The following is a 21,786-nucleotide window of genomic DNA, read 5'->3' on the forward strand; positions in this document are numbered from 1 at the left end:
CTACGCCTCCGTCAGCTCCACCTGGATCTCGACCTCGACCGGGGCGTCCAGCGGGAGGACGGCCACGCCGACCGCGCTGCGGGCGTGGACGCCCTTGTCGCCCAGGGCCGCGCCCAGGAGCTCGCTCGCGCCGTTCAGGACACCCGGCTGGCCGGTGAAGTCCGAGGCCGAGGCCACGAAGCCGACGACCTTCACGACACGCGCGATGCGGTCGAGGTCGCCCGCGACGGACTTGACCGCGGCCAGCGCGTTCAGCGCGCAGATGCGGGCCAGGTCCTTGGCCTCCTCGGCCGTGACCTCCGCACCCACCTTGCCGGTGAGCGGAAGCTTGCCGTCCACCATCGGCAGCTGCCCCGCGGTGAAGACGTACACGCCGGACTGCACGGCGGGCTGATAGGCGGCCAGCGGCGGAACGACGCCCGGCAGCGTCAGACCGAGCTCCGCGAGCTTCGCCTCGACGGCGCCGCTCATGCCGACTTCTCGCGCTTCAGGTAGGCCACCAGCTGCTCGGGGTTGTTCGGCCCGGGCACGACCTGGACGAGCTCCCAGCCGTCCTCGCCCCAGGTGTCCAGAATCTGCTTCGTGGCATGGACGAGCAGCGGCACGGTTGCGTATTCCCACTTGGTCATGTCGCCGACTGTAGTCGTTGCCGCGGGGGGCCTCGCGCGCACGTTGTCCACAGCCTCCTGCGTAGTACGGCGGCGGACTGGTTAGGCTCGAAGACGTGAGCAGGCTCCAGGTCGTCAGCGGCAAGGGCGGTACCGGCAAGACCACGGTAGCCGCGGCCCTCGCGCTCGCCCTCGCGACCGAGGGCAAGCGCACCCTCCTCGTCGAGGTCGAGGGCAGACAGGGCATCGCGCAGCTCTTCGAAACAGAAGCGCTGCCCTACGAGGAGCGGAAGATCGCCGTCGCTCCGGGGGGCGGGGAGGTGTACGCCCTCGCCATCGACCCCGAACTGGCCCTTCTGGACTACCTCCAGATGTTCTACAAACTGGGCGGCGCCGGCCGGGCCCTGAAGAAGCTCGGCGCCATCGACTTCGCGACCACCATCGCGCCCGGTCTCAGGGACGTGCTCCTCACGGGGAAGGCGTGCGAGGCCGTCCGCAGGAAGGACAAGAGCGGGCGGTTCGCGTACGACTACGTCGTCATGGACGCGCCACCCACAGGCCGCATCACCCGCTTCCTGAACGTCAACGACGAGGTCGCGGGGCTCGCCAAGATCGGGCCGATACACAATCAGGCGCAGGCCGTGATGCGCGTCCTGAAGTCGCCGGAGACCGCGGTGCACATGGTGACGCTGCTGGAGGAGATGCCCGTCCAGGAGACCGCGGACGGCATCGCCGAGCTGCGGGCCGCGAAGCTGCCGGTGGGACGGATCATCGTGAACATGGTGCGGCCCGCGCTCCTGGACGACGTCGACCTGGAGCTCACGGGCGCCGTCGCGCGCAGCGCCGTCGCCAAGTCGCTCTCGGCGGCGGGGCTCGGCGGCGCCCGCCGCGGCGGGAACGCCGAGCGGCTCGTCGGGCCCCTCCTGGAGCAGGCCGAGGAGTACGCCGAACGGCACACCCTGGAGCACGAGCAGCGGGCCGTCCTGACCGAGCAGGACCTCCCGCTGCACGAACTCCCCCTGCTCGCCGAGGGAATGGACCTGGCGGGCCTGTACGAGCTCGCTACGGAACTGCGCACTCAAGGGATCTCATGAGTCTGGACCCGGCCCGCGTACTCGACCTCGACCCACTGCTCGACGACCCCGACACCCGCATCGTGGTGTGCTGCGGCTCGGGCGGTGTCGGCAAGACGACCACGGCGGCGGCCCTGGGGCTGCGCGCCGCCGAGCGGGGCCGCAAGGTGGTCGTTCTCACCATCGACCCGGCGCGCCGCCTCGCCCAGTCGATGGGCATCGACTCTCTCGACAACGTCCCACGCCGGGTGAAGGGCATCGACGACTCCGCGGGCGGCGAGCTGCACGCCATGATGCTCGACATGAAGCGCACGTTCGACGAGATCGTCGAGGCGCACGCGGACGGCGAGCGGGCGGCCGTGATCCTGAACAACCCGTTCTACCAGTCGCTTTCGGCGGGCTTCGCGGGCACGCAGGAGTACATGGCGATGGAGAAACTGGGGCAGCTGCGGGCCCGGGACGAGTGGGACCTGATCGTCGTCGACACGCCACCGTCCCGCTCGGCGCTCGACTTCCTGGACGCGCCCAAGCGGCTCGGGTCGTTCCTCGACGGACGGCTGATCCGGCTCCTGACGGCGCCGGCGAAGCTGGGCGGGCGTGCGGGGATGAAGTTCCTGAACGTCGGGATGTCGATGATGACCGGCACCCTGGGGAAGCTGCTGGGGGGACAACTCCTGAAGGACGTGCAGACGTTCGTGGCGGCGATGGACACGACGTTCGGGGGCTTTCGCACGCGCGCGGACGCCACGTACAAGCTGCTCCAGGCGCCCGGGACGGCGTTCCTGGTGGTGGCGGCCCCGGAGCGGGACGCGCTGCGCGAGGCCGCGTACTTCGTGGAGCGGCTGGCGGCCGAGGACATGCCGTTCGCCGGTCTCGTACTCAACCGGGTGCACGGCAGCGGTGCCGCCCACCTCTCCGCCGAGCGGGCGCTGGCCGCCGCCGAGAACCTCGATGCCGAGGCTGCGGAAGATCTTGAATCCACAGCTGTAGAAAATCTTGACGACGCCCGCATTGTGGATCAGGAGGGCGGGAAAGCTGGACTTCGTAACTCTCCCGACACGTACGGCAGTTCAGAATCTCCCGCTTCCGAGACATCAGCTCCCGACGGCTCCGAAGGTCCAGCCGGCTCCGACGGTTCCGATGAAGGCTCCCCCGCCGCCACGGACAGCACAGACGCCACGGACAGGACCGACGCACCGATCGACACGCCGCCGCACGCGCACCGGACCGTCGAACAATTCACCGCAGGCCTGCTGAGGCTGCACGCCGAGCGCATGCAGCTGCTCTCCCGCGAGCAGCGCACGCGTGACCGCTTCGCCGCGCTCCACCCGGAGGTGGCGGTTGCCGAAGTGGCCGCGCTGCCCGGCGACGTACACGATCTCGCGGGACTGCGGGACATCGGAGACCGGCTCGCGGCCAACCGGCCGGAGCTGCCTGAAACCGACGCCTGAGTGGCGCCGTCCACGGACCCGGGGCCAGGTTTGAGCAGAGCTCGTGGTCATGAGTTCATGTCATGAGCTCGTGACCGACCCGAGGTGGCCTGAGGCGGCAAGCCCGAGATGGCCTGACGCAAGTTGGGTCCGAGGCGGTGAGTGGGTCTGAGGCGGCGGGTGGGTCCGGCGCGGGCCGAGGTGGCCCCGCGGGACGCCCTCCGTGGCGCCCTCAGCCCACCGCCGCGTAGCGCTCGTACACCTCTTCCTCGTCGAGGGGCAGCAGGCCCGCGCCGCGCTCGTACTCCGTACGCGCGGTCTCCAGCAGGCGACGCCACGAGGTGACGGTGGGACGCCTGCGCAGCAATGCGCGACGCTCCCGCTCCGTCATGCCACCCCACACGCCGAATTCGACGCGGTTGTCGAGCGCATCGGCGAGGCACTCCGTGCGTACCGGACATCCGGTGCACACTGCCTTCGCCCTGTTCTGCGCTGCTCCTTGAACGAACAGTTCATCCGGATCGGTAGTGCGGCAGGCCGCCTGCGCACTCCAGTCGGTTACCCAGCCCATACCGGCGCCGTCCTCTCCCGAATCGAGGCTCCCCCACGGCGGCAGCGGCATATTCACCGCCGCCAGTTGAGGACGTTACGGAAGGCAGGCACAGCGCAACACCCCCTGCGGGCCCAATCTTGAATGGCCCGAACGGACTATGCGTAAGCGGCAGATCACCCGGGGGAGTGAGCGGCGGACATACGTGAGTATCCCGGCAAAGCGGGACAGTTCAGTTGAGTCACAACGGACGCCAGGTGACGCATGAGGCTGATTCGGACACGACCTCCCCAAAAAAGTTGGGGAACCTCCGGAACGATTCGGGGTCGCCGGACGTATTGATACGTGGCCATACTGCTGTGACAGTTGAGAGCAGCTTAGGCCAAGGCATATACGCGTGTCCGGCGAATGAGAACGTAGGCTGCCCCTATGCCAAAGAAGCGCTCGGGCGGTGGTCTGTCGCCAACGCAGCAGGCCGCCAAGTTCCTCGGTGTCAGCGTGCTCGCTGGAGCAGTCATGGCCGGAATCGCGCTGCCCGCAGCGGGCGCGCTCGGTCTCGCGGCCAAGGGTTCCGTCCAGGGGTTCGACGAGATTCCCGACAACCTGAAGAGTCCCGCGCTGAGTCAGCGCACCACCATCCTGGACAGCAAGGGCGGTCAGATCGCGACGGTCTACTCGCGCGACCGCACGGTGGTCGACCTCAAGGACATCTCGCCGTACATGCAGAAGGCGATCGTCGCGATCGAGGACTCCCGCTTCTACCAGCACGGCGCGATCGACCTGAAGGGCGTCCTGCGCGCCCTGAACCAGAACGCGCAGAACGGCGGGGTCGCCCAGGGCGCTTCCACGCTCACCCAGCAGCTGGTGAAGAACTACTTCGTGGAGGAGGCCGGCGACGACCCGACGAAGGTCGCCCAGGCCACCCAGCAGACCCTCGGCCGCAAGGTCCGCGAGCTCAAGTACGCGATCCAGCTGGAAGAGAAGCTCGGCAAGAAGAAGATCCTCGAGAACTACCTGAACATCACGTTCTTCGGCGAGCAGGCCTACGGCATCGAGGCCGCCGCCCAGCGTTACTTCTCCAAGCCCGCCAAGGACCTGAACCTCCAGGAGTCCGCGCTGCTCGCGGGCATCGTCCAGTCGCCCAGCCGGTACGACCCGGTGAACGACGAGGCGGAGGCCACCAAGCGCCGCAACACCGTGCTGCAGCGCATGGCCGAGGTGCACGACATCTCCCAGCAGGAGGCCGACAAGGCCAAGGAGGCGAAGCTCGGCCTGAAGGTCAGCCAGCCGAAGAACGGCTGCATCACGGCGGTCAAGGGCGCGAGCTTCTTCTGCAAGTACGTGGAGAACGTGTTCCTCACCGACCCGGTCTTCGGCAAGACCAAGGAGGCCCGGGCGAAGCTCTGGAACCAGGGCGGCCTGACCATCCGTACGACGCTCGACCCGCAGGCGCAGCAGTCGGTGCAGTCCTCGATCAAGTCCCACGTCAACAAGTCGGACTCGGTCGCCACGGCGGCCACCCTGGTCGAGCCGGGCACCGGGAAGATCGTCGGCATGGGCCAGTCGAGGCCGTACGGCTACGGGAAGAACGAGACGGAGTACAACTACTCGGTCGACCGTGACATGGGCGGTTCGAACTACGGCTTCCCGACCGGTTCGACCTTCAAGCCGTTCGTGGCCGCGGCCGCGCTGGAGGAGGGCCGGCCGGCGACCCAGCAGTACCCGTCGCCGTACGAGATGGCCTACCCCAGCCCCGTACAGACGTGCAGCAGCAAGCCCTGGACCAACCTGACCGGCGAGAAGCTGTCGAACGAGAGCACCGAGGAGAAGGGCCCGTACGCACTGAAGACGGCGATGGCCAAGTCGGTCAACACCTACTTCGTGCAGATGATCTCGGACATCGGCATCTGCCCCGTGGTGAAGCTGACCGACAAGCTGCACGTCGTGCAGGGCAACGGCGACAAGCTGCCCGAGGTGCCCGCCATCACCCTCGGCTCCAAGGGCATCTCCCCGCTGACCATGGCGAGCGCCTACGCCACCTTCGCCTCTCGGGGCATGTACTGCACGCCGATCGCCATCGAGTCGATCACCCAGAAGGCCGACGGCAGGGAGAAGTCGCTCGAGGTCCCGAAGTCGACCTGCTCGCGGGCCATGTCCGAGAAGACCGCGGACACCGTCAACACGCTGCTCCAGGGCGTGATCGACTCCGGTACGGGTCAGCAGGCCGGCCTCTCCGACCGCGACAACGCCGGTAAGACGGGTACGACGGACGAGCGCAAGAACGCCTGGTTCGTCGGGTACACGCCGAACCTGTCGGGCGCGGTCTGGGTCGGCAGCCCCAAGCAGAACGTCAAGATGACGGGCATCCGCATCGGAGGCGTCTACCACGAACTCGTCTACGGCGGTCAGGTGCCGGGCCCCATCTGGAAGGACGCCATGACCGGCGCCCTCTCGGGCAAGGACTCCCCGTCCTTCAACCTCGTCGACATTCCCGACGAGAAGCCCAAGGACGACGGCCATGGCCCGACCGACGGGAACAACGGCAGCAATAACGGCAACAACGGCAACAACAACGGTGGGAACACCATCAACGGGAACACCATCAGCGGCAACACCATCAGTGGTGCCAACGGCAGCACAGGTGACACGAACGGTGGCGGGTTCCCGACGCCCACGTTCTCGATCCCCTCGGGCTTCATTCAGGGTCAGAACGGCAACGGGGGTCGTCACGGGTAACCCACCCCGTCACGGCCGCTGACAGAGAACGGCACCAGCACAGCCGTCGGCCTCGGCGCTCCCCCTATCGGGAGCGCCGAGGCCGACGGCTTTTGGTGAGCGGGGTGGTGTGGGTGCGAGTGCGAGTGCGGGTGCCCGTGCGGGTGCAGGTACTCGTACAGGTACAGGTCCCGTCGTACAGGTACGGGTCCCGGTTCTACGTCCGCTACTGGTTCCGGTCCCTCTCGGACTCAGCCCGCGAGCAGCTTCTTGACCACGGCGGCGACACGACCGCCCTCGGCCTGCCCCGCGACCTTCGGGTTCACGATCTTCATGACCTGGCCCATGGCGCGCGGCCCCTCGGCACCCGCCGCCCTGGCCTCCTCGACGGCCTGCCCGACGATCTGCTGGAGCTCCTCGTCGGACAGCTGCTTGGGCAGGTACGCGGCGAGGACCTCCCCCTCCGCCTTCTCCCGCTCGGCCGACTCGGGACGCCCGCCCTGCGCGAAGGCGTCCGCGGCCTCGCGGCGCTTCTTCGCCTCGCGGGTGATCACCTTCTGTACTTCGTCGTCGGAGAGCTCGCGCTTCGTCTTGCCCGCGACCTCCTCCTTGGTGATCGCGGTGAGGGTCAGCCGGAGCGTCGCGGAGCGGAGCTCGTCGCGCTCCTTGATGGCGGCGTTGAGGTCTTCCTGCAGCTTCGACTTGAGCGTGGTCATGCCGTTGATTGTCGCAGGTGTGGTGCGGCGGTCGCCTGCTGATTTCAGTGCCGTGCCCCGGGACGCGCCGTCGATGGGCGCGAGGCTGTCCACAGATTCGGGGTTGTCCACAGGGCGGCAAGCGGGGCTGTCGGGGTCTGACACGATGGACGTATGCGCGCGCGATACGGAGTACCCCTGGGAATCACGGCGGTGGGCGCCGCCGGAGTGTTGTATGCGGCGGGTTTCGAGGCCCGCTCGTTCCGCCTCCGACGGGTGACGGTCCCGGTCCTGCCACCAGGCATGCGGCCGCTCCGCGTCCTCCAGGTCTCCGACATCCACATGGTGAGCGGTCAGCGTAAGAAGCAGCGCTGGCTGCGCTCCCTGGCCGGGCTGCGCCCCGACTTCGTCATCAACACCGGGGACAACCTCTCCGACCAGGAGGGCGTCCCCGAAGTCCTGGACGCCCTCGGCCCGTTGATGGAGTTCCCGGGTGCGTACGTCTTCGGTTCGAACGACTACTACGGCCCCAGACTCCGCAACCCCGCTTTGTACTTGCTGGAGAAGTCCCAGGGCCGGCACGGTCTGAACGGCAACAAGCCGGCCGTGGGCGTCATCCACAACCCGTGGGAGGACCTGCGCGACGGCTTCGACTCGGCGGGCTGGCTGAACCTGACGAACACCCGGGGGACGCTCAAGATAGAAGGCGCCGAGATCGAGCTGACCGGCCTCGACGACCCGCACATCAAGCGGGACCGGTACGCGCGCGTCGCCGGCGGCCCGTCGGAGTCGGCCGACTTCTCGATGGGCGTGGTCCACGCCCCGTACCTGCGTACGCTCGACGCGTTCACGGCGGACGGCTACCCCCTGATCCTGGCCGGTCACACCCACGGCGGTCAGCTGTGCCTCCCCTTCTACGGCGCCTTCGTCACCAACTGCGACCTGGACGCGGACCGCGTGAAGGGCCTGTCCAGGCACACGGCGGAGGGGCAGACGTCGTACATGCACGTCTCGGCGGGCTGCGGTACCAACCGCTACACGCCGGTACGGTTCGCGTGCCCGCCGGAGGCGTCACTGCTGACGCTGGTCGCTCGGGAGTAGGTCACTCGGCAGCAGGTCGGACGGCGGTGGACCGGACGGATGCGGTCGGCCGGAGTGTGGTGGTCGAGCGAGGGCGCGAGCGGAAGCGGCGCCCGGGGCGACGGCGCCGTACAGGTCGATCGGGTCGTTGGTGTCGTCGGGGTCGTCTGGGTCGCCGGGGGGCGTTGGGGCCGATCGCGCCGGGCAGGTCGATCGGGTCGATCAGAGCGTTGCTGTCGATGTTGATGTCGATGCTGGTGGGGAGCGGGTCCGCGTTCGGCCGTCACCCACCCGGGTGACCCATATCGCCCGATTCGCCCCACACGCTTAGCGTGAGGGCATGATCGCCCCGATCCCCAGGGACATACCCGACCTGCCCGCGATACCGGGCATCCCCCCGCCGAACCCCTTCATCGTCCCGGCGACGGCAGTGGTGGCCCCCGTGCGCCGCCCCGTGGTGGCCGTCTTCCGTCTCCTGGTCGCCCTCGTCGCGACCGTGGGCGTGGCCATCGAGATGCGCCTGGGCAGTCCGCTCCACGTGCTCAGCTACTTCACCATCCAGGCCAACCTGCTGGTGGCGGTGGTCTTCGTCGCCTCGGCCCGGCGGGCACGGGCGGCGCGTCGCCCGCTGCCCGCGGTCCTCATGGGCGGCACGCTGCTCTACATCTCGATCACGGGCCTGGTCTACCACCTGATCCTGGCGGACCCGTCCAGCGGCTTCTCCATGATCGGGGGTATCGCCCGGCACGCAGGCTTGCAGGCGATGTCGAACCAGATCCTGCACACGGTGATCCCCATCGCCGCGGTGATCGACTGGCTCCTGCTGACCCGCCCGGCCCCGTTCGCTGTCCGGCATGCGACGACGTGGCTTGTCTACCCTCTCGCCTACCTGGCCTTTTCCCTCGTCCGCGGAGAGATGCTGCCGCCGGGCACCCCGGCGCGCTACCTCTACCCCTTCGTGGACGTCGACCGGCACGGCTACGTGGGCATCCTCGGCAACACCGCGATCCTTGGCGTCGCCTTCTACGCCCTCGCTCTCCTCGTCATCGCCCTGGACCACGTCCGCCCCGACCCGTTCCGCCGCCGCGGCCGACGCCCCAGAAACCGGATTTCGTCTCCGGCCACCGGTGGGCTAAAGTAAACGACGTCGCCGCGAGAGCAGTGACAATCGGGGTGTAGCGCAGCTTGGCAGCGCGCTTCGTTCGGGACGAAGAGGTCGTGGGTTCAAATCCCGCCACCCCGACATCTGAAACACCAGGTCAGGGCCGGTCTTCCTTCACGGGAGGCCGGCCCTGATTCGTTCCTTGGGGCCTCTGGGGAGTGAACGGGGAGTGGATCAAGGAAATCCACTCCCCGAGTAAGCAGCTCGGACGATGCGAGAGGGCCCGTACCAAGGTGCGGGCCCTCTCGCAGTGCTCTTGAGAACCGACGCTGCACGAGCGGCAGAACCTTCCCTACTTCCATCAAGCACCCGTCGTTGCTTCGCTCCTCCGGGCGGGCGCACGTTCCACACTCTCTTGCTGTTACCAGCCCTTATGGCGCACTCGGGCGCTGAACTGCGTCAACGGCCGGAGCGCCGCCCCGTCGGGTTCTGCTGCTTTCGTCGCTGTTGTACCAGCCGCGACCGATCGCTCACCTGGGGTCGTTCCCGGCGCGGTGACAGTGTTTGTTGCGTTTGACGGTGGTGGAGTTGGTGGCGGTGTGGGTGGTGGTGTCACCGCCTCCCGTGACGGTGGCCTTGTTCTTGATCTTGTGGTGTGTGTCGCAGCCGCAGGGGACGTTGACCTTGAGGGTGATGGGTGGGTAGCTGCTGCCTGGTGTCAGGACGTCGCTGCGGGTGCAGGTGAGGGTGGTCCGGTGGCAGTTCCATCCGGTGCCGGTGATGCTGCGGGCGGTGAGTCCTCGCGGAAGGGTGTCGTGCACGGTGACTGTGCTGCCGTCGGTGACGCCCGGCCCGCTGTTGCCGACCTTGATGGTGTAGGTCCCCTGCTTGCCCTGGACGAACTTCCCGGTGTGGGTCTTGGTGATGGTCAAGGAAGGGGTGACCACCGTGTAGGAGATGATCACCTGACCGCTCTTGTTCGCCGTCCCGATCGCCGAGGCCGTATAGGCCGTCCCGGTGCCCGTCGGAGTGGCGAAGCTGCTGCCTCCGCCGCCACCGCCACCACCCGCGCGGCCGAGACCGCTGGTTCCGGGGGTGGCGGCGCCGCCACCCCCGCCGGCGAAGTATCCTCCGCCTCCGCCTCCGCCGGCCCCGGCGGCCACGCAGTTGCCGCCGGTGTTGTTGCCGCCGGTGCCGCCGGTGCCGACCGTGGTGCCGGTGAAGCTGCTTCCTGGGTCGCCTGCGGTCGGCGTACAGCCTCCAGTGGGGGAGGCCGGCGCACCGCCGGTGCCGCCGGTCATGGTGCTGGTGCTGCCGCCTTGCCCGCCGGATCCCGGCGAACCACCGCTATCGGATGCTCCGGTGGTGCCGGCGGTGGCGTCCGGTGTGCCGCCGTTGCCCCCGTTGCCCCCCGCGACTGTGCCGGCGAAGGGGGCGCCGCCGTCGGCACCGCCGCCGCCGGCGACGACGAGGAGGCTGGTGCCGGTGCTGACGCTGGACGCCCCGCCTCCTCCGGAACCTCTCCGGAACTGGCCCGTGGGGTTGCTCGAGGTGCCGCCCGGGGCGCCGCCGTTGTAGCCGCCGGCGCCGCTCGCGTTGCAGCCGGCGCCGCCGGTGCCGCCGACGTTGACGGTGTAGGTCGTCGGAGCGGTGGTCACCGGCAGCGTGGTGACGACGCGTGCCCCCGTCCCCCCGGACCCGGTGAACCCGCAGACGGTGCCGGTGTTGTCGGCGCCGCCGGCGCCGTCCGCGGTGATGGTGACGACCGCGTTCGCGGGGACGGCGAAGGTCTGCGGAGCCCCGGTGAAGCTGAAGGTGGACGACGGGTCGGTTCCTCGTACCGTCGCTGGGGTGGTGGCCGGCCCGGCGACGGCCGGTGCGGCGGTCGCGGGCGTCAGCGCGGTGCCGGCCAATGCCGCGCACAGTCCCGCCACGGCTCCTGCCCGCCGCCACTGCTCACGAGTACCGATGCCGGCGCGGGCTCGGCTTCGCTCTGCCTCCACTCCGGTGAGGGGGTGTTGTGGAGCGTGATGACTGGTCACTGATGTCTCCCGACGTGCTGGCTTGGGGTGAGGCGGCCTTCCGCCAGTGGGGCAGGTCACCTCACCATCAATCACTTATTGTGATTACCTATGCGCGAAAAGTGATGGAAGGGGGGTTCGGGCCTGGTGACGTGTCATCGGGGTCTGGCGTTCGAGCTGCGCTCGGGCTCCGCCGAACGGTTGACGCCAGGTCGGGGCAGCCCCGGTGGCCCCGAAAACCAGGTGCCCCGGCCGCCGCCCCTCCTTACGCGCTGCCGCGTCTGTACGGCGGCAGGATCGCCGAGGAGAACCGCTTGCGCTCGCCGGTCGCCTCGTCGATGCGCTTGTCGTTCACCCCCGGGGCCTTCACCTCGACCACCCCGGCCACGGTCGTGACATCCCTCGGCTGGTGATAGCCGTTGAGGACCACCAGGCGGCGCCCGCGCTCGTCGCGCTCATCGGCCAACTCGGCTATGTAGGCGTTGACTTCAGCTTCCAAGGCGGCGGCCGGCATCCGCCTCGCACCATCGCGGATGATGCCGTCGATCACGGAGCCGGTCTCGGTCGTTCCATCAGCATTCACTACGCTCAGCACGTCGCTGACTGTGCTGCTCAACGGCCTTGTGGTGGTAGCCCTGTCGTGGGTCAGATGAGCTGTCACCTCTGACAGTCCAGGGGGCCAAACGGGGGGCCAAACGTCGCAGCGCGCCCCGGATGACCGTGGACAGCCACGTACGGAACCAGGGGCGTCGGAACAAGTCATTCGCCGCCCTCACCAGGTCAACAACCCCCGAAATCGCGTTCGGGACGAAGAGGTCGTGGGTTCAAATCCCGCCACCCCGACAGCTAAATAGCAGTTCAGAGGGCCTTTACCGGATCGGTAAGGGCCCTCTGGCGTTGCTGCGGGTCTCTCTTGGATCTCTTCCAGCGGACGCCGCGGTCGGAGAGCAGGGACACGAAGCTGTGCCCGAGCTCCCGAAGCGTCCGCTCGTCGGCGCTGATCCCGTCGACATCCTTGAGCGCCTGATGGACGGCACGAAGGAGGTTGGTCGCGTCGAGCGGCTTGCCCACGGCCGAGGACTTGCCCACGGCCGAGGAGAAGACGCGCCCGTGTTCGTCCCACTTATCGCCAGGGGTGAGCCGTTCCCCGCCCTGATCTTGCTCATTCCCGCTCCGCCTGCGTGTGGGTCGACGGCGGACGGGATGGGAGGTTGGGTGAGTGGTGGGAGAACCGGGCCGGTGACGGGGGCAGGGCCGCGAGGGGGATGATCCGCTCATGCGCATACGACGAGAGGTCCGCTGGGTCTTGTGGGGGCTGTGGCTTGCGTGTCTGGTGTTCTGCATCTGGTTCTTCGCGGAGGTGATCACGCTGTTCCTGCAGGCCGAGTCCTGGTGACGCGGGCGGGGTGGTAGACGGTTCGGGCGCGGCCGGTGTCAGGATCAGACTCGCAGCTCAGCGTCTTGTCAGGTCAGATCCAGCGCGGTGACGCGATCTTCCGAACTGGTGCCGTGTCCCGCCCACGGCAGGGACGCGGTCACAGTCCGGCGTGCCAGTCCCGCTCCAGATCGCCCGTGTCGCATACGCTGCGCAGACGTCCAGCCTGGCGTCCCCGACAACACGTACGCACAAGGGAATGCCGTCCGGTGGCGGCTCTTCACGTCGGTTCGGATGGCGCGGCTGCCGGATTGCGGAAGGGGTGTGGCATGAGGTCCCCAGGTGTGCACCTACGGGAGATCACCGACGCAAACCGGGATGCAGTACGCGCCCTCCGGGTCCGACGTGACCAAAAGCAGTTCGTCGCCTCCGTGTCCAAGTCGCTCAAGGACGCGGCAAGGAAACCGGAGGCCAATCCCTGGTATCGCGCCGTGTACCGAGGCGACGAGCCGGTCGGCTTCGTGATGCTGTCGTGGAAGCCGCCGTCCGGTCTTTTCGAAGGGCGGCACTTCCTCTGGCGCCTCCTCGTCGACAAGCGGTACCAGCGACGAGGGATCGGCCGAGAGGCACTCACGGAGATCGCCGCCCTCGTTCGCGCGGACGGCGCCACCGAGCTGCTGACCAGCTACGAGCCCGGCGACGGCGAACCGTGGCCCTTCTACCAGAAGTTCGGGTTCGAGCCCACCGGGGAGATGGACGACGGTGAGATCGTTCTGCGGCTCGCCTTCCCCGCTCAGTGAGCTCACACGGGAAACCGCGGAAAGGCACCCATTTCCGAGAGCCGGCCTCGGTCTCGTCGGGTCCGGCTCCCCGCGGCTCTCTGCTCGGTCGGCTCAGGCGTTGGGACGCTTGCCGTGATTGGCCTTCTTCTTCTTGCGGGCGCGTCGCTTGTTCCCTCGCTTAGCCATGGTTCATATCTCCCTAATCCAGTACTTTCTACGCCCTTGCCAGTCTAGATTTGGACCGGGATGTCCGCATCAGCGGTGCCGCGGGCAGCGAACCCCCAGGTCAGAGCCCTCGACCATACGGGTTTCCGTCCGGAGCCAGCCGTCGGGCAAGAGGGGCACTCCAACCGCGTGACAACGGCGACGCACAGCGGCGGACAACCACGGATACCTGCGGACCGTCCCCGTCCCTTCGTGGGCTTTCGGCCGACGCGGCAATCCAAAAGGGCGCCGTCAACGTACTGATAAGAGAGCCGCAGCCCGGGGATACGCCCCGGTCGGCTGGTTCCCGTGCAGAGGGGATCTTGGCTGCAAGACGTGCTCCCGTCAGTACGAGGCGACGTCTGCGACCGTGCCGCTCCTCCCTTTCGGCTGCGGCTGTCCATCTCGTGCCGCTGAGAGCTGCGCGAGACGATGGAGGAAGGTGCATCCCTCATGCGAGTACGACGTGCGAGGCGTCTCGCCGCGGTGTCCGCGGTCGGCATTCTGATGGCCGGCGGCGCTGCGATCGGCACAGCAGGCACGGCCGCGGCAGCAGCCCCTGCCGTGCACACTCAGGTGACCACCAACTGGTGCGGGGGCCAGGATGACTGGGGCGGGCGCTGCTTCGACCACCGCTTCGGCGACCACGGGTTCCGCTTCGACAACCGCTTCGACAACCACCACCGCTTCTTCAACGACGGAGGGTTCGTGATCATCCTGCCCTGACACTCCCTTGTCGCTTCAGTACCTGCTCAATGCTCAATTTCGCCCAGCCCGGGTGAAGATCACGCCAACAACCGCCGCTGTCCATTCCCGTCGTACGACTGGCCTGACATGCTCTCTGCGCTGCTGGAGCGAGTCGCAGAGCCGGCGTGGTGAGGGATGGGTTTTCGGACATGGACACCTTTGAATGGGCAGCGGCGATCCTGGCCCTGACGATCTGCTTCGGCCCCGGCCTGGCTGCCGTGACAACGGCCTGGCTGTTCCCCTGGCTCAGAGGCTCGATTGCACGGCCACGCCTCTGGGGCTGGGGCCAGCTGATGCTCGGCCTCTTCTTCGCCATGCAGCTCATGGACCAAACGATCATTTTCACCCCGCACAGCGGCGACGTGCTCTTCTACGGAGGATTGGCATTCGGCATCGGCGGCCTGTATCTGATGATGCTCGCCCGCAGTCCGGGCACGGCTCCTGAGGTGCCGGTGCAGCCGTACGGCAGCGAAGCGCGGCTACCTCCCAGACCGTAGCCCGCGTCCAGCGTCCAACCAACCCCGGACCCACCTCTGCGGCAGGAAGCTTCAGTCGGGCTCAGGAGCAGAGCTTCACGTGACGGACGGCCAGGACGTGGCCCGCCGCGTCGATGAGGCGGCTGCGGGAGAGGTGCCCGCTGCTCACCGCATTGGTGATCGCCGTGGCGATCGAGGACGTCTGGGAGCTGACGTTGCCCCCCAGGTCGAACATGACCATGTCGGCGCCCGAGCGCAGGGCCTGGACGGCGGCGGCGGGGACGCTGAAGCCGGCGGCGGAGATCGCCTTGGCGCTGAGCGAGTCGGTGACCACCAGCCCCTTGAATCCCATCTTGCCGCGCAGCTCGGAGCTGATGGCCGTGGGTGACAGGCTCGCAGGATTGGTGCCCAGGCCCGGCACGATGTTGTTGGAGACCATGATGGCCGGGGCACCGGCCTTGATGGCCGCTGTGAACGGCGGGATGCCCACCTTCTGCAGAGTGGACCACGGCAGGGTGCGGGCGGGGCCGAAGTCGGAGTTGTAAGTGGAGCCGCCGAGGCCCGGGAAGTGCTTGACGACGGGTATCACGCCTCCGGCGCGCAACCCGTTCATGTACGCGACACCGGCCTTGGAGACCACCGAGGTGTTGCCGCTGAAGGACCGCCACCCGTCGGGATTGGTCTTGCTGGGGGCCACGTTCCTGCCGTCGACGTCGACCACCGGCGCGAGGTCCATGTTCACCTGGGCGGCCGCCATCTTTTTGGCGACCTTAGTGACGTTCTGCTGGATCTGGGCCGGGGTCCAGTGCGCGCCCATGTACGCGGGCCAGGGCAGGGACCCGACGAGGTTCGACATGCGCTGGATACCGCCGCCCTCCTCGTCGGTCATCACCAACAGGCCCAGATGGCCGGGCACATGAGACTTCAGAGTGGTCAGCCGGGAGCCGAGGTCGGACGGCGCCTTGCTGCCGAACAGCAGCACACCGCCCACACCGGCGCTCACCTCGGACGTGACGCCGGACACCGAGGTCTCCGACACCGGGACGGCGATGGTCAGCATGGCCAGCCGACGGTTCGACCACCCGGCCAGCTTCGTGGTGTTGGTACACGCGGTGGCGGCGGAGGTGAGGCCCGGAGCGAAGGTCGAAGAGGAGGCGGAACGCGCGGCGGACGGGGCGAGAGACACGCCGGGACCACTGGAGTGCGGGGACGCCTTGGGGGTGCCCGAGTCACAGCCCACCAGGAGCATCGCCGCCACGGCGGCGGCAGCGCTCAGTCGTCGTGTGTTCCTGGCCCGGCCGGGGAGCCGCGGCGGTGCTGTCGCTCTTCTGTGGTCACGGTACGGCGGGAGATTCATCGCCCGGCCTCCTTCGGGAAGGCGCGACGCTACCCGCCGCGCTGAGGGCCGTATGACCATGAAGTGGGCTTTTACGACGCGTGAGAGGCGCACCAGCCCGCCTTTGTTCGCTGGTCCACGGTCGGAGTACCAGGATCTCGCGCCTCGGAGCCGGACGAAAGTCCAGCGGCCGTGAGTCAGGGCTTGTCTGGGAAATCCGGCTTCTGAGGGGATCGGGAGACAGTGGCGCATACGTGGAGACAGTGGCGTCCTGCGGCTCGTGTCCCAGCGCGGTCAGGGTGTCCGGCAGCGCGTCACTGTTGCTGACGGCGACGTCCGAGTCGCTCCGCGCGACACCGAGCCCGGCGTCGATCAGAAGGCACCGGCAGAGTGGATCAGTGGTGCGCGGTCGGCGCTGGCAGGTTGCCTCCTGGCCATCGACGAAGCCCGACCGTCGGTTGGGTCCCGGACGGATCTCCGGGCCGCCCCCAGACAGGCCGGGGATGCAACCATTCCCTTCAGAGCTGGAACCCCCGGAAGCCGACCGCGCGTGAGAGACCATAACCGCGGGCACTGACAACGGACCTCGCGACGGATCGTCAACTATCGTCTGCGGCTGTAGACGTACGTTCGACAAGGAGAGCCGATCCGTTGAACCGAGCCTCGGCCGGCAGGTCTCGTACGGTGGCGATCGGTGCCGCCGCGTCGCGGCCCTGCACGCTGGTCGTCTGCCGTGGGTGTTGTTGCGGCGATCCGCGGAAGTATCCCGACGACGATCACACCTGGCAGCTGGAGCGGTTGCGGGCCGGGGCCGAGGCGTCCGGGGGGCGGTTCGTGGTGCGGACCGTGGACTGTCTCGGACCCTGCGACCAGGCCAATGTCGTGGTCGTGCAGCCTTCGGGGGACGCGCGGCGCCGGGGTGCTCGGGCAACCTGGATCGGGTTCGCGATGGGGGACGACTGCACCGAGGAGCTGATGAGTTGGGCGTCGGCCGGAGGGCCGGGGGTCGCCGAACCTCCGGTCGCGCTGGAGTTGCAGTTCGTTCGGCCGCCGCGCGAGGCACGGGCCCGTACGCGTCGCTGAGGCGAGCCGGTTCGACGGCCGCCCTCTGGAACCACACCTCCCAGTGCGGCACTCTTCTCCCTCGTGGGGACCCTTCCGTATCAAAGCCCGTCGACCGACACGACCGCGCACATGGTGGTGGCCGGTGACGACGCCCTGGCACACCGGCTGGCCGCCGAGCTGCGGGGTGTCTACGGCGAACGGGTGACCCTCGTCGTGCCGCCCACCCAGCGCAGTGTGCGGCCGCCGGTGGTCGGGCGGGCGCGGGCCTCGACTCTGTTCGACCGGATGTCCGCGGCGGTGAACCGGGCCGCGGGCAACGGGGAGGGGCCGCCCCACCGGACGGCCGAACCCGCCGGTTCAGAGCGGGTGTTGGAGGCCACCGAACTCACCGAGTCCGTACTCGCCGAGGCGGGTGTCGAACGGGCCGCCGCCCTCGCGCTCGTCCATGACGACGACGAGACCAACATCCGGGCCGCACTCACCGCGCGCCGCCTCAATCCCCGGCTGCGGCTCGTCATACGGCTCTACAACCGGCGCCTCGGGCAGCACATCGAGGAACTCCTCGATCAGGCTTCGGCGTTGGCCATGGCCGTGGCCGATGGTGAAGGAGACGGTGGCGGCGGGAGCGGGGGGCTCGGGTTCGATGCCTCCACCACCGTGTTGTCCGATGCCGACACCGCCGCGCCCGCGCTCGCCGCGACCGCCGTCGCCGGGACCAGCAAGGTCGTCCAGACCGATGGGTTGATGCTGCGGGCGGTGGAGCGGCCGCCGCCGGGGCCCGGCGAGGTCGCCGATCCCGGGCTGTGCACGCTCGCGTTGCTGTCCGCGACCACCAACGACCCTGCCGGGGCCGACGGTTCGGAGAGCAGCGGGTCGCACGGGCCTCGGCTGCTGCCCGACGAGCGGGCCGTGGCGGCGGCCACCGGGCGCGGGACCGTCGTCCTGGAGACGGTGTCGTACGCCGCGTCCGCGCCGTCCGCCGGGCGCAGTGTCGTGCCCTTCGGCTCGCTGCTGTCGCGGCGGCTGCGCTGGTCGTTCGCCGGGCTGGTGGGGTGTGTGGTCGGGCTGGCGGTCGCGTCGATGGTCGTCACCGGGGAGCCCCCGCTGCAGGCGACCTATCTGACGCTGCTCGATCTCTTCGCCATCAACAATCCCGCCATCGGTGAGCCCATCGGGCGGCAGATTCTTCAGCTCTTCTCCGGGCTCGTCGGGCTGTTGCTGCTGCCCGTGCTGCTCGCCGCCGTGCTGGAGGCGCTCGGTACGTTCCGCGGCGGGTCCGCGTTGCGCAAGCCGCCGCGGGGGCTGTCCGGGCATGTGGTGCTGCTCGGGGTCGGGAAGATCGGGACGCGGGTGCTGACGCGGCTGCGGGAGCTGAACATTCCGGTGGTGTGCGTCGAGGCCGATCCGGAGGCGCGGGGGCTGGCGCTGGCGCGGCGGTTGCGGGTGCCGGTGGTGTTGGGGGATGTGACTCAGGAGGGTGTGCTCGAAGCCGCGAAGATTCATCGGGCGCATGCGCTGCTCGCGTTGACCAGTGCGGACACGACGAATCTGGAGGCCGCGTTGTACGCCCGTAGCCTGCGGCCCGATCTTCGGGTCGTGCTGCGGTTGTACGACGACGACTTCGCCACCGCCGTGTACCGGACCCTGCGGGCCGCGCATCCGCAGGCGCTGACCCGGAGTCGTAGCGTGTCGCATCTGGCGGCGCCCGCGTTCGCCGGGGCCATGATGGGGCGGCAGATCCTCGGGGCGATTCCGGTGGAGCGGCGGGTGTTGCTGTTCGCGGCCATCGTGGTGGGTGGGCATCCGCAGTTGGAGGGGCGGACTGTGGGGGAGGCGTTTCGGGCGGGGGCGTGGCGGGTGCTTGCGTTGGATACGGCTGCGTCGGGGGGACGGCGGGGTGGTGAACTGGTGTCCGCCGCGGGGAGTGGTGGGGGCGAGCGGGGCGGTTCCGGGCTGGTCTGGGATCTTCCCTCTACGTATGTACTTCGGGCGGAGGATCGGGTGGTGTTGGCTGCGACTCGGAGGGGGCTGGCGGAGTTGTTGGGGCGGCGGCGACGGGAATCGGCGGGTACGTAGTTTTTGTCTCGGGGGTGTCTGGTGCCGGTGCCGGTGCCGGTGCCGGCGGTCGTGCTGGTGCCGGTTCTGGTTCGGGCGCGGGAAGTGGGGTGGAGGGAGGAGGGAGGGGGTTTTCTTCGCCCCCGCCGCCCCTACCCGTCCCATCCCTGGGGCTCCGCCCCAGACCCCGCCGGTGGCTCCGCCCGACATACTCGCGGGGCTCCGCCCCTGCACCCCGATAAAAGACGCCGCCCCAGAACCCGCCGAAGGACGCCCCTCGGACTCCCTCGGGGCTGCGCCCCAGCCCTCGCCGAACGACACCGCCTCCGGACCCCCTCAAGGTTCCGCCCCGGACACCCCCGCGGGGCTCCGCCGCTGGGACCCGTCAAACGATGTCGTCCTCAGAGCTCCTCGGTGTTGTGCCCCAGAGACCGCGTACGCCCCCGTGGGGCTCCGTCCCTGGAGGCCGTCGAAGGGGGCAGCCCCCGGAGCTCCGCGGGCTGCGTCCGTGCCTCCCCTGCCCCCCGGGGGCTTTGCCTCTGTCGCTGTCGGGGGCGGGTTACTGGGGGAGGTGTCTGGTGGCGAAGTCGAGTTCGAGCTTTACCTGTTTGATGCGTTCGTCGACGACCAGGGAGCCGTGGCCCGCGTCGTAGCGGTAGACCTCGTGGATGGCGCTGCGGGCGGTGAGGCGGGCTACGTAGTTGTCGATCTGGCGGATGGGGCAGCGGGGGTCGTTGACACCGGCCGAGATGTAGACGGGGGCCTTGACCGCGTCGACGTAGGTGAGGGGGGAGGACGCCTCGAAACGTTCGGGGACGTCCTCGGGGGTGCCGCCGAGGAGGGTGCGGTCCATCGCCTTCAGGGCTTCCATCTCGTCGTGGTACGCCGTCACATAGTCGGCGACGGGGACGGCGGCGATGCCGAGGGTCCACGCGTCCGGCTGCGTACCGAGGCCCAGGAGGGTGAGGTAGCCGCCCCAGGAGCCGCCGGTGAGGATCAGGCGGGCGGGGTCGGCCAGGCCCGACGTCACCGCCCATTCCCGGACCGCCGCGATGTCTTCGAGTTCGATCAGGCCGACTCGGTGCTTGAGGGCGTCCGTCCACTCGCGGCCGTAGCCCGTGGAGCCTCGGTAGTTGATCCGGACCACCGCGTACCCGTGGTCCACCCAAGCCGCCGGGCCCGCCGCGAAGGAGTCGCTGTCGTGCCAGGTCGGGCCGCCGTGGATGTCGAAGACGGTGGGCAGGGGGCCCGTCGTGCCCGCCGGCTTCTGGATGAGCGCGTGGACACGGCCGCCGGGGCCCTCCACCCACACGTCCTCCACGGGGACCGAGCCCGGGGACTTCAGGCCGGGGGGATCGAGGACGATCTCGCCCGTCGTCGAGCGGACCACGGACGGCTCGGCCGCCGAGGACCACAGGTACTCCACGGTTCCGTCGGGGCGGGCCGTCGCCCCGGAGACGGTGCCCTGCGGGGTGGGCACCTGGACCAGCTCGCGGGACGCCAGGTCGTAGCGCCACAGGTCGCTGCGGGCCTCGAAGCTGTGGGCGATGAGAAGAGCCGAACCATCGGGGTACCACTCCGCCGCCACGTCGCCCGGGAGGTCCAGGGCCAGGTCCGTCTCCTCCCCCGTCGCCACGTCCCACACCAGCGGCTCCCAACGGCCGCGCCGCTGATGGCCGATGAGGAGGCGGGTGTCGCCATCGACGGGAGCGAAGCCGAGCACTTCCAGGCCCAGCTCGACCGTGCCGCCCTTGGTGTCGTCCAGCTCGGTGACCGTCGAGCCGTCCGGGCGCAGCACCCGAAGCGCCGAGTGCATCGCGTCGCCGTGCTCGGTGTGCTCGACGGCGATCAGGGAGCCGTCGTGCGAGAGGTCGCCGACGCCCGCCGACTCCCGGTGGCGGTAGATCTCCACCGGCTCCTCGCCGAGGCGGACCACGTGGATCGTCGAGCCGTCCTCGTCCGTCGAGCGGCCCACGACCGACGTCCGGCCGTCCCTGCCGATGGCCAGGCCCCCCGGGTAGGAGGGCTCCAGGCCCGGAGCGGCGGGGGCGTCGGCCTCAGCAACACCGTCACCGGCACCGGCACCGGCACCGGCACCGGCATCGGGGCCGCCTTCGCCGTCGACGGTGTCCGTGCCCTTGGGAGCGGTGAAGCGTTGGCGGCGCCAGATGCCGAACTCGTCCCCGTCCTTGTCGTCGAACCACCAGATCCACTCGCCGTCCGGGGAGAGCACCCCGTCCGTCGTGCCGTTCGCCCGGTTCGTGACCTGGCGCTGCTCCCCGGTCCCGCGGTCCCACGCGTACAGCTCGTACGTCCCCGTCGCGTTGGAGACGAACAGCGCGCGATGCGGGGCGTCCTCCGCCCAGTCGGGCAGCGACACCCGCGGCGCCCGGAAGCGCTTCTCCCAATCGGGCATGGCTGCCTGCTGCTGCTCGATGGACCCGTTGCTCTCAGTCATGGCCCCATAGTGCC

At 69.1% G+C, this 21,786-nt stretch carries 19 protein-coding genes, 1 tRNA gene and 1 pseudogene; 11 read left to right on the forward strand and 10 right to left on the reverse strand.

Annotated elements, in window-relative coordinates:
- The gene (locus ACZ7M2_RS44230; RefSeq protein WP_054237401.1) at positions 1 to 471 is read right to left on the reverse strand and encodes a RidA family protein; all 471 of its coding nucleotides are present in this window, start codon (positions 469 to 471) and stop codon (positions 1 to 3) included.
- Positions 468 to 629, reverse strand: coding sequence for a DUF4177 domain-containing protein (locus tag ACZ7M2_RS44235; protein WP_075033571.1), 162 nt, complete (start codon positions 627 to 629; stop codon positions 468 to 470). Before ACZ7M2_RS44235 ends, ACZ7M2_RS44230 begins: the two co-directional genes overlap by 4 nt.
- 95 nt (positions 630 to 724) lie before the next feature.
- On the opposite strand from ACZ7M2_RS44235, the gene bagA reads away from it, so the two are divergent.
- Together bagA and bagB are read left to right on the forward strand one after the other, a co-directional pair.
- Positions 725 to 1,702, forward strand: coding sequence for an ATPase BagA (bagA, locus tag ACZ7M2_RS44240; protein WP_471600117.1), 978 nt, complete (start codon positions 725 to 727; stop codon positions 1,700 to 1,702).
- A complete protein-coding gene (bagB, locus tag ACZ7M2_RS44245; protein ID WP_471600118.1) occupies positions 1,699 to 3,132 on the forward strand; it encodes an ATPase BagB in 1,434 nt (477 codons plus the stop codon). The genes bagA and bagB overlap by 4 nt, the downstream gene beginning before the upstream one ends.
- Before the next feature lie 211 nt (positions 3,133 to 3,343).
- Here the strand turns inward: bagB and wblA are convergent, their stop codons facing one another.
- Complete coding sequence (gene wblA / locus ACZ7M2_RS44250; protein WP_028799159.1) at positions 3,344 to 3,682, reverse strand: transcriptional regulator WblA; 339 nt, start codon at positions 3,680 to 3,682, stop codon at positions 3,344 to 3,346.
- 408 nt (positions 3,683 to 4,090) lie between these two features.
- On the opposite strand from wblA, the gene ACZ7M2_RS44255 reads away from it, so the two are divergent.
- Positions 4,091 to 6,397 carry a transglycosylase domain-containing protein gene (locus ACZ7M2_RS44255; RefSeq protein WP_471600119.1) on the forward strand — a complete coding sequence of 769 codons (2,307 nt, stop codon included), beginning with the start codon at positions 4,091 to 4,093 and terminating at the stop codon, positions 6,395 to 6,397.
- Between the two features lie 230 nt (positions 6,398 to 6,627).
- Here the strand turns inward: ACZ7M2_RS44255 and ACZ7M2_RS44260 are convergent, their stop codons facing one another.
- Positions 6,628 to 7,092 (reverse strand): GatB/YqeY domain-containing protein, encoded by a 465-nt coding sequence (locus tag ACZ7M2_RS44260; protein WP_067374383.1) that lies wholly within the window; start codon positions 7,090 to 7,092, stop codon positions 6,628 to 6,630.
- A 153-nt stretch (positions 7,093 to 7,245) separates the two neighbouring features.
- On the opposite strand from ACZ7M2_RS44260, the gene ACZ7M2_RS44265 reads away from it, so the two are divergent.
- The 3 genes from ACZ7M2_RS44265 to ACZ7M2_RS44275 all read left to right on the forward strand — a co-directional run bounded on the left by ACZ7M2_RS44265 (position 7,246) and on the right by ACZ7M2_RS44275 (position 9,394).
- Positions 7,246 to 8,172, forward strand: coding sequence for a metallophosphoesterase (locus tag ACZ7M2_RS44265; protein WP_471600120.1), 927 nt, complete (start codon positions 7,246 to 7,248; stop codon positions 8,170 to 8,172).
- A gap of 319 nt (positions 8,173 to 8,491) precedes the next feature.
- Positions 8,492 to 9,292 carry a Pr6Pr family membrane protein gene (locus ACZ7M2_RS44270; RefSeq protein WP_471600121.1) on the forward strand — a complete coding sequence of 267 codons (801 nt, stop codon included), beginning with the start codon at positions 8,492 to 8,494 and terminating at the stop codon, positions 9,290 to 9,292.
- Positions 9,293 to 9,320: 28 nt separating this feature from the next.
- A tRNA-Pro gene (locus ACZ7M2_RS44275) sits at positions 9,321 to 9,394 on the forward strand.
- 389 nt (positions 9,395 to 9,783) lie between these two features.
- Here the strand turns inward: ACZ7M2_RS44275 and ACZ7M2_RS44280 are convergent.
- The 3 genes and pseudogenes from ACZ7M2_RS44280 to ACZ7M2_RS44290 all read right to left on the reverse strand — a co-directional run bounded on the left by ACZ7M2_RS44280 (position 9,784) and on the right by ACZ7M2_RS44290 (position 12,363).
- On the reverse strand, positions 9,784 to 11,187 hold the full coding sequence (locus ACZ7M2_RS44280; protein WP_471600122.1) for a hypothetical protein: 1,404 nt from the start codon (positions 11,185 to 11,187) through the stop codon (positions 9,784 to 9,786).
- A gap of 358 nt (positions 11,188 to 11,545) precedes the next feature.
- A pseudogene (locus ACZ7M2_RS44285) lies at positions 11,546 to 11,869 on the reverse strand (IS256 family transposase); the annotation flags it as partial.
- A gap of 263 nt (positions 11,870 to 12,132) precedes the next feature.
- Positions 12,133 to 12,363: a hypothetical protein gene (locus tag ACZ7M2_RS44290; protein ID WP_471600123.1), complete on the reverse strand. Its 231-nt coding sequence runs from the start codon at positions 12,361 to 12,363 to the stop codon at positions 12,133 to 12,135.
- Between the two features lie 615 nt (positions 12,364 to 12,978).
- Between ACZ7M2_RS44290 and ACZ7M2_RS44295 the strand changes: the two genes are divergently transcribed.
- Positions 12,979 to 13,449, forward strand: coding sequence for a GNAT family N-acetyltransferase (locus ACZ7M2_RS44295; RefSeq protein ID WP_471600124.1), 471 nt, complete (start codon positions 12,979 to 12,981; stop codon positions 13,447 to 13,449).
- Between the two features lie 93 nt (positions 13,450 to 13,542).
- Here ACZ7M2_RS44295 and ACZ7M2_RS44300 read toward each other — a convergent pair whose 3' ends face one another.
- On the reverse strand, positions 13,543 to 13,617 hold the full coding sequence (locus tag ACZ7M2_RS44300; RefSeq protein ID WP_100661309.1) for a 50S ribosomal protein bL37: 75 nt from the start codon (positions 13,615 to 13,617) through the stop codon (positions 13,543 to 13,545).
- Positions 13,618 to 14,088: 471 nt separating this feature from the next.
- Between ACZ7M2_RS44300 and ACZ7M2_RS44305 the strand changes: the two genes are divergently transcribed.
- Together ACZ7M2_RS44305 and ACZ7M2_RS44310 are read left to right on the forward strand one after the other, a co-directional pair.
- A complete protein-coding gene (locus ACZ7M2_RS44305) occupies positions 14,089 to 14,361 on the forward strand; it encodes a hypothetical protein (protein WP_471600125.1) in 273 nt (90 codons plus the stop codon).
- 170 nt (positions 14,362 to 14,531) lie between these two features.
- On the forward strand, positions 14,532 to 14,879 hold the full coding sequence (locus ACZ7M2_RS44310) for a hypothetical protein (protein WP_471600126.1): 348 nt from the start codon (positions 14,532 to 14,534) through the stop codon (positions 14,877 to 14,879).
- A gap of 61 nt (positions 14,880 to 14,940) precedes the next feature.
- Here ACZ7M2_RS44310 and ACZ7M2_RS44315 read toward each other — a convergent pair whose 3' ends face one another.
- Complete coding sequence (locus ACZ7M2_RS44315) at positions 14,941 to 16,215, reverse strand: glycoside hydrolase family 3 N-terminal domain-containing protein (protein ID WP_471600127.1); 1,275 nt, start codon at positions 16,213 to 16,215, stop codon at positions 14,941 to 14,943.
- A 630-nt stretch (positions 16,216 to 16,845) separates the two neighbouring features.
- Between ACZ7M2_RS44315 and ACZ7M2_RS44320 the strand changes: the two genes are divergently transcribed.
- Both ACZ7M2_RS44320 and ACZ7M2_RS44325 read left to right on the forward strand, forming a co-directional pair.
- Entirely contained in the window at positions 16,846 to 17,277 is a 432-nt protein-coding gene (locus ACZ7M2_RS44320; RefSeq protein ID WP_471600128.1) for a (2Fe-2S) ferredoxin domain-containing protein, read from the forward strand.
- A 111-nt stretch (positions 17,278 to 17,388) separates the two neighbouring features.
- Positions 17,389 to 19,335 (forward strand): NAD-binding protein, encoded by a 1,947-nt coding sequence (locus ACZ7M2_RS44325; RefSeq protein WP_471600204.1) that lies wholly within the window; start codon positions 17,389 to 17,391, stop codon positions 19,333 to 19,335.
- A 538-nt stretch (positions 19,336 to 19,873) separates the two neighbouring features.
- Here the strand turns inward: ACZ7M2_RS44325 and ACZ7M2_RS44330 are convergent.
- Positions 19,874 to 21,772 (reverse strand): S9 family peptidase, encoded by a 1,899-nt coding sequence (locus ACZ7M2_RS44330; protein WP_471600129.1) that lies wholly within the window; start codon positions 21,770 to 21,772, stop codon positions 19,874 to 19,876.
- Between the last annotated feature and the right edge of the window lie 14 nt (positions 21,773 to 21,786).

Source organism: Streptomyces sp. NPDC111507 (assembly GCF_055638955.1).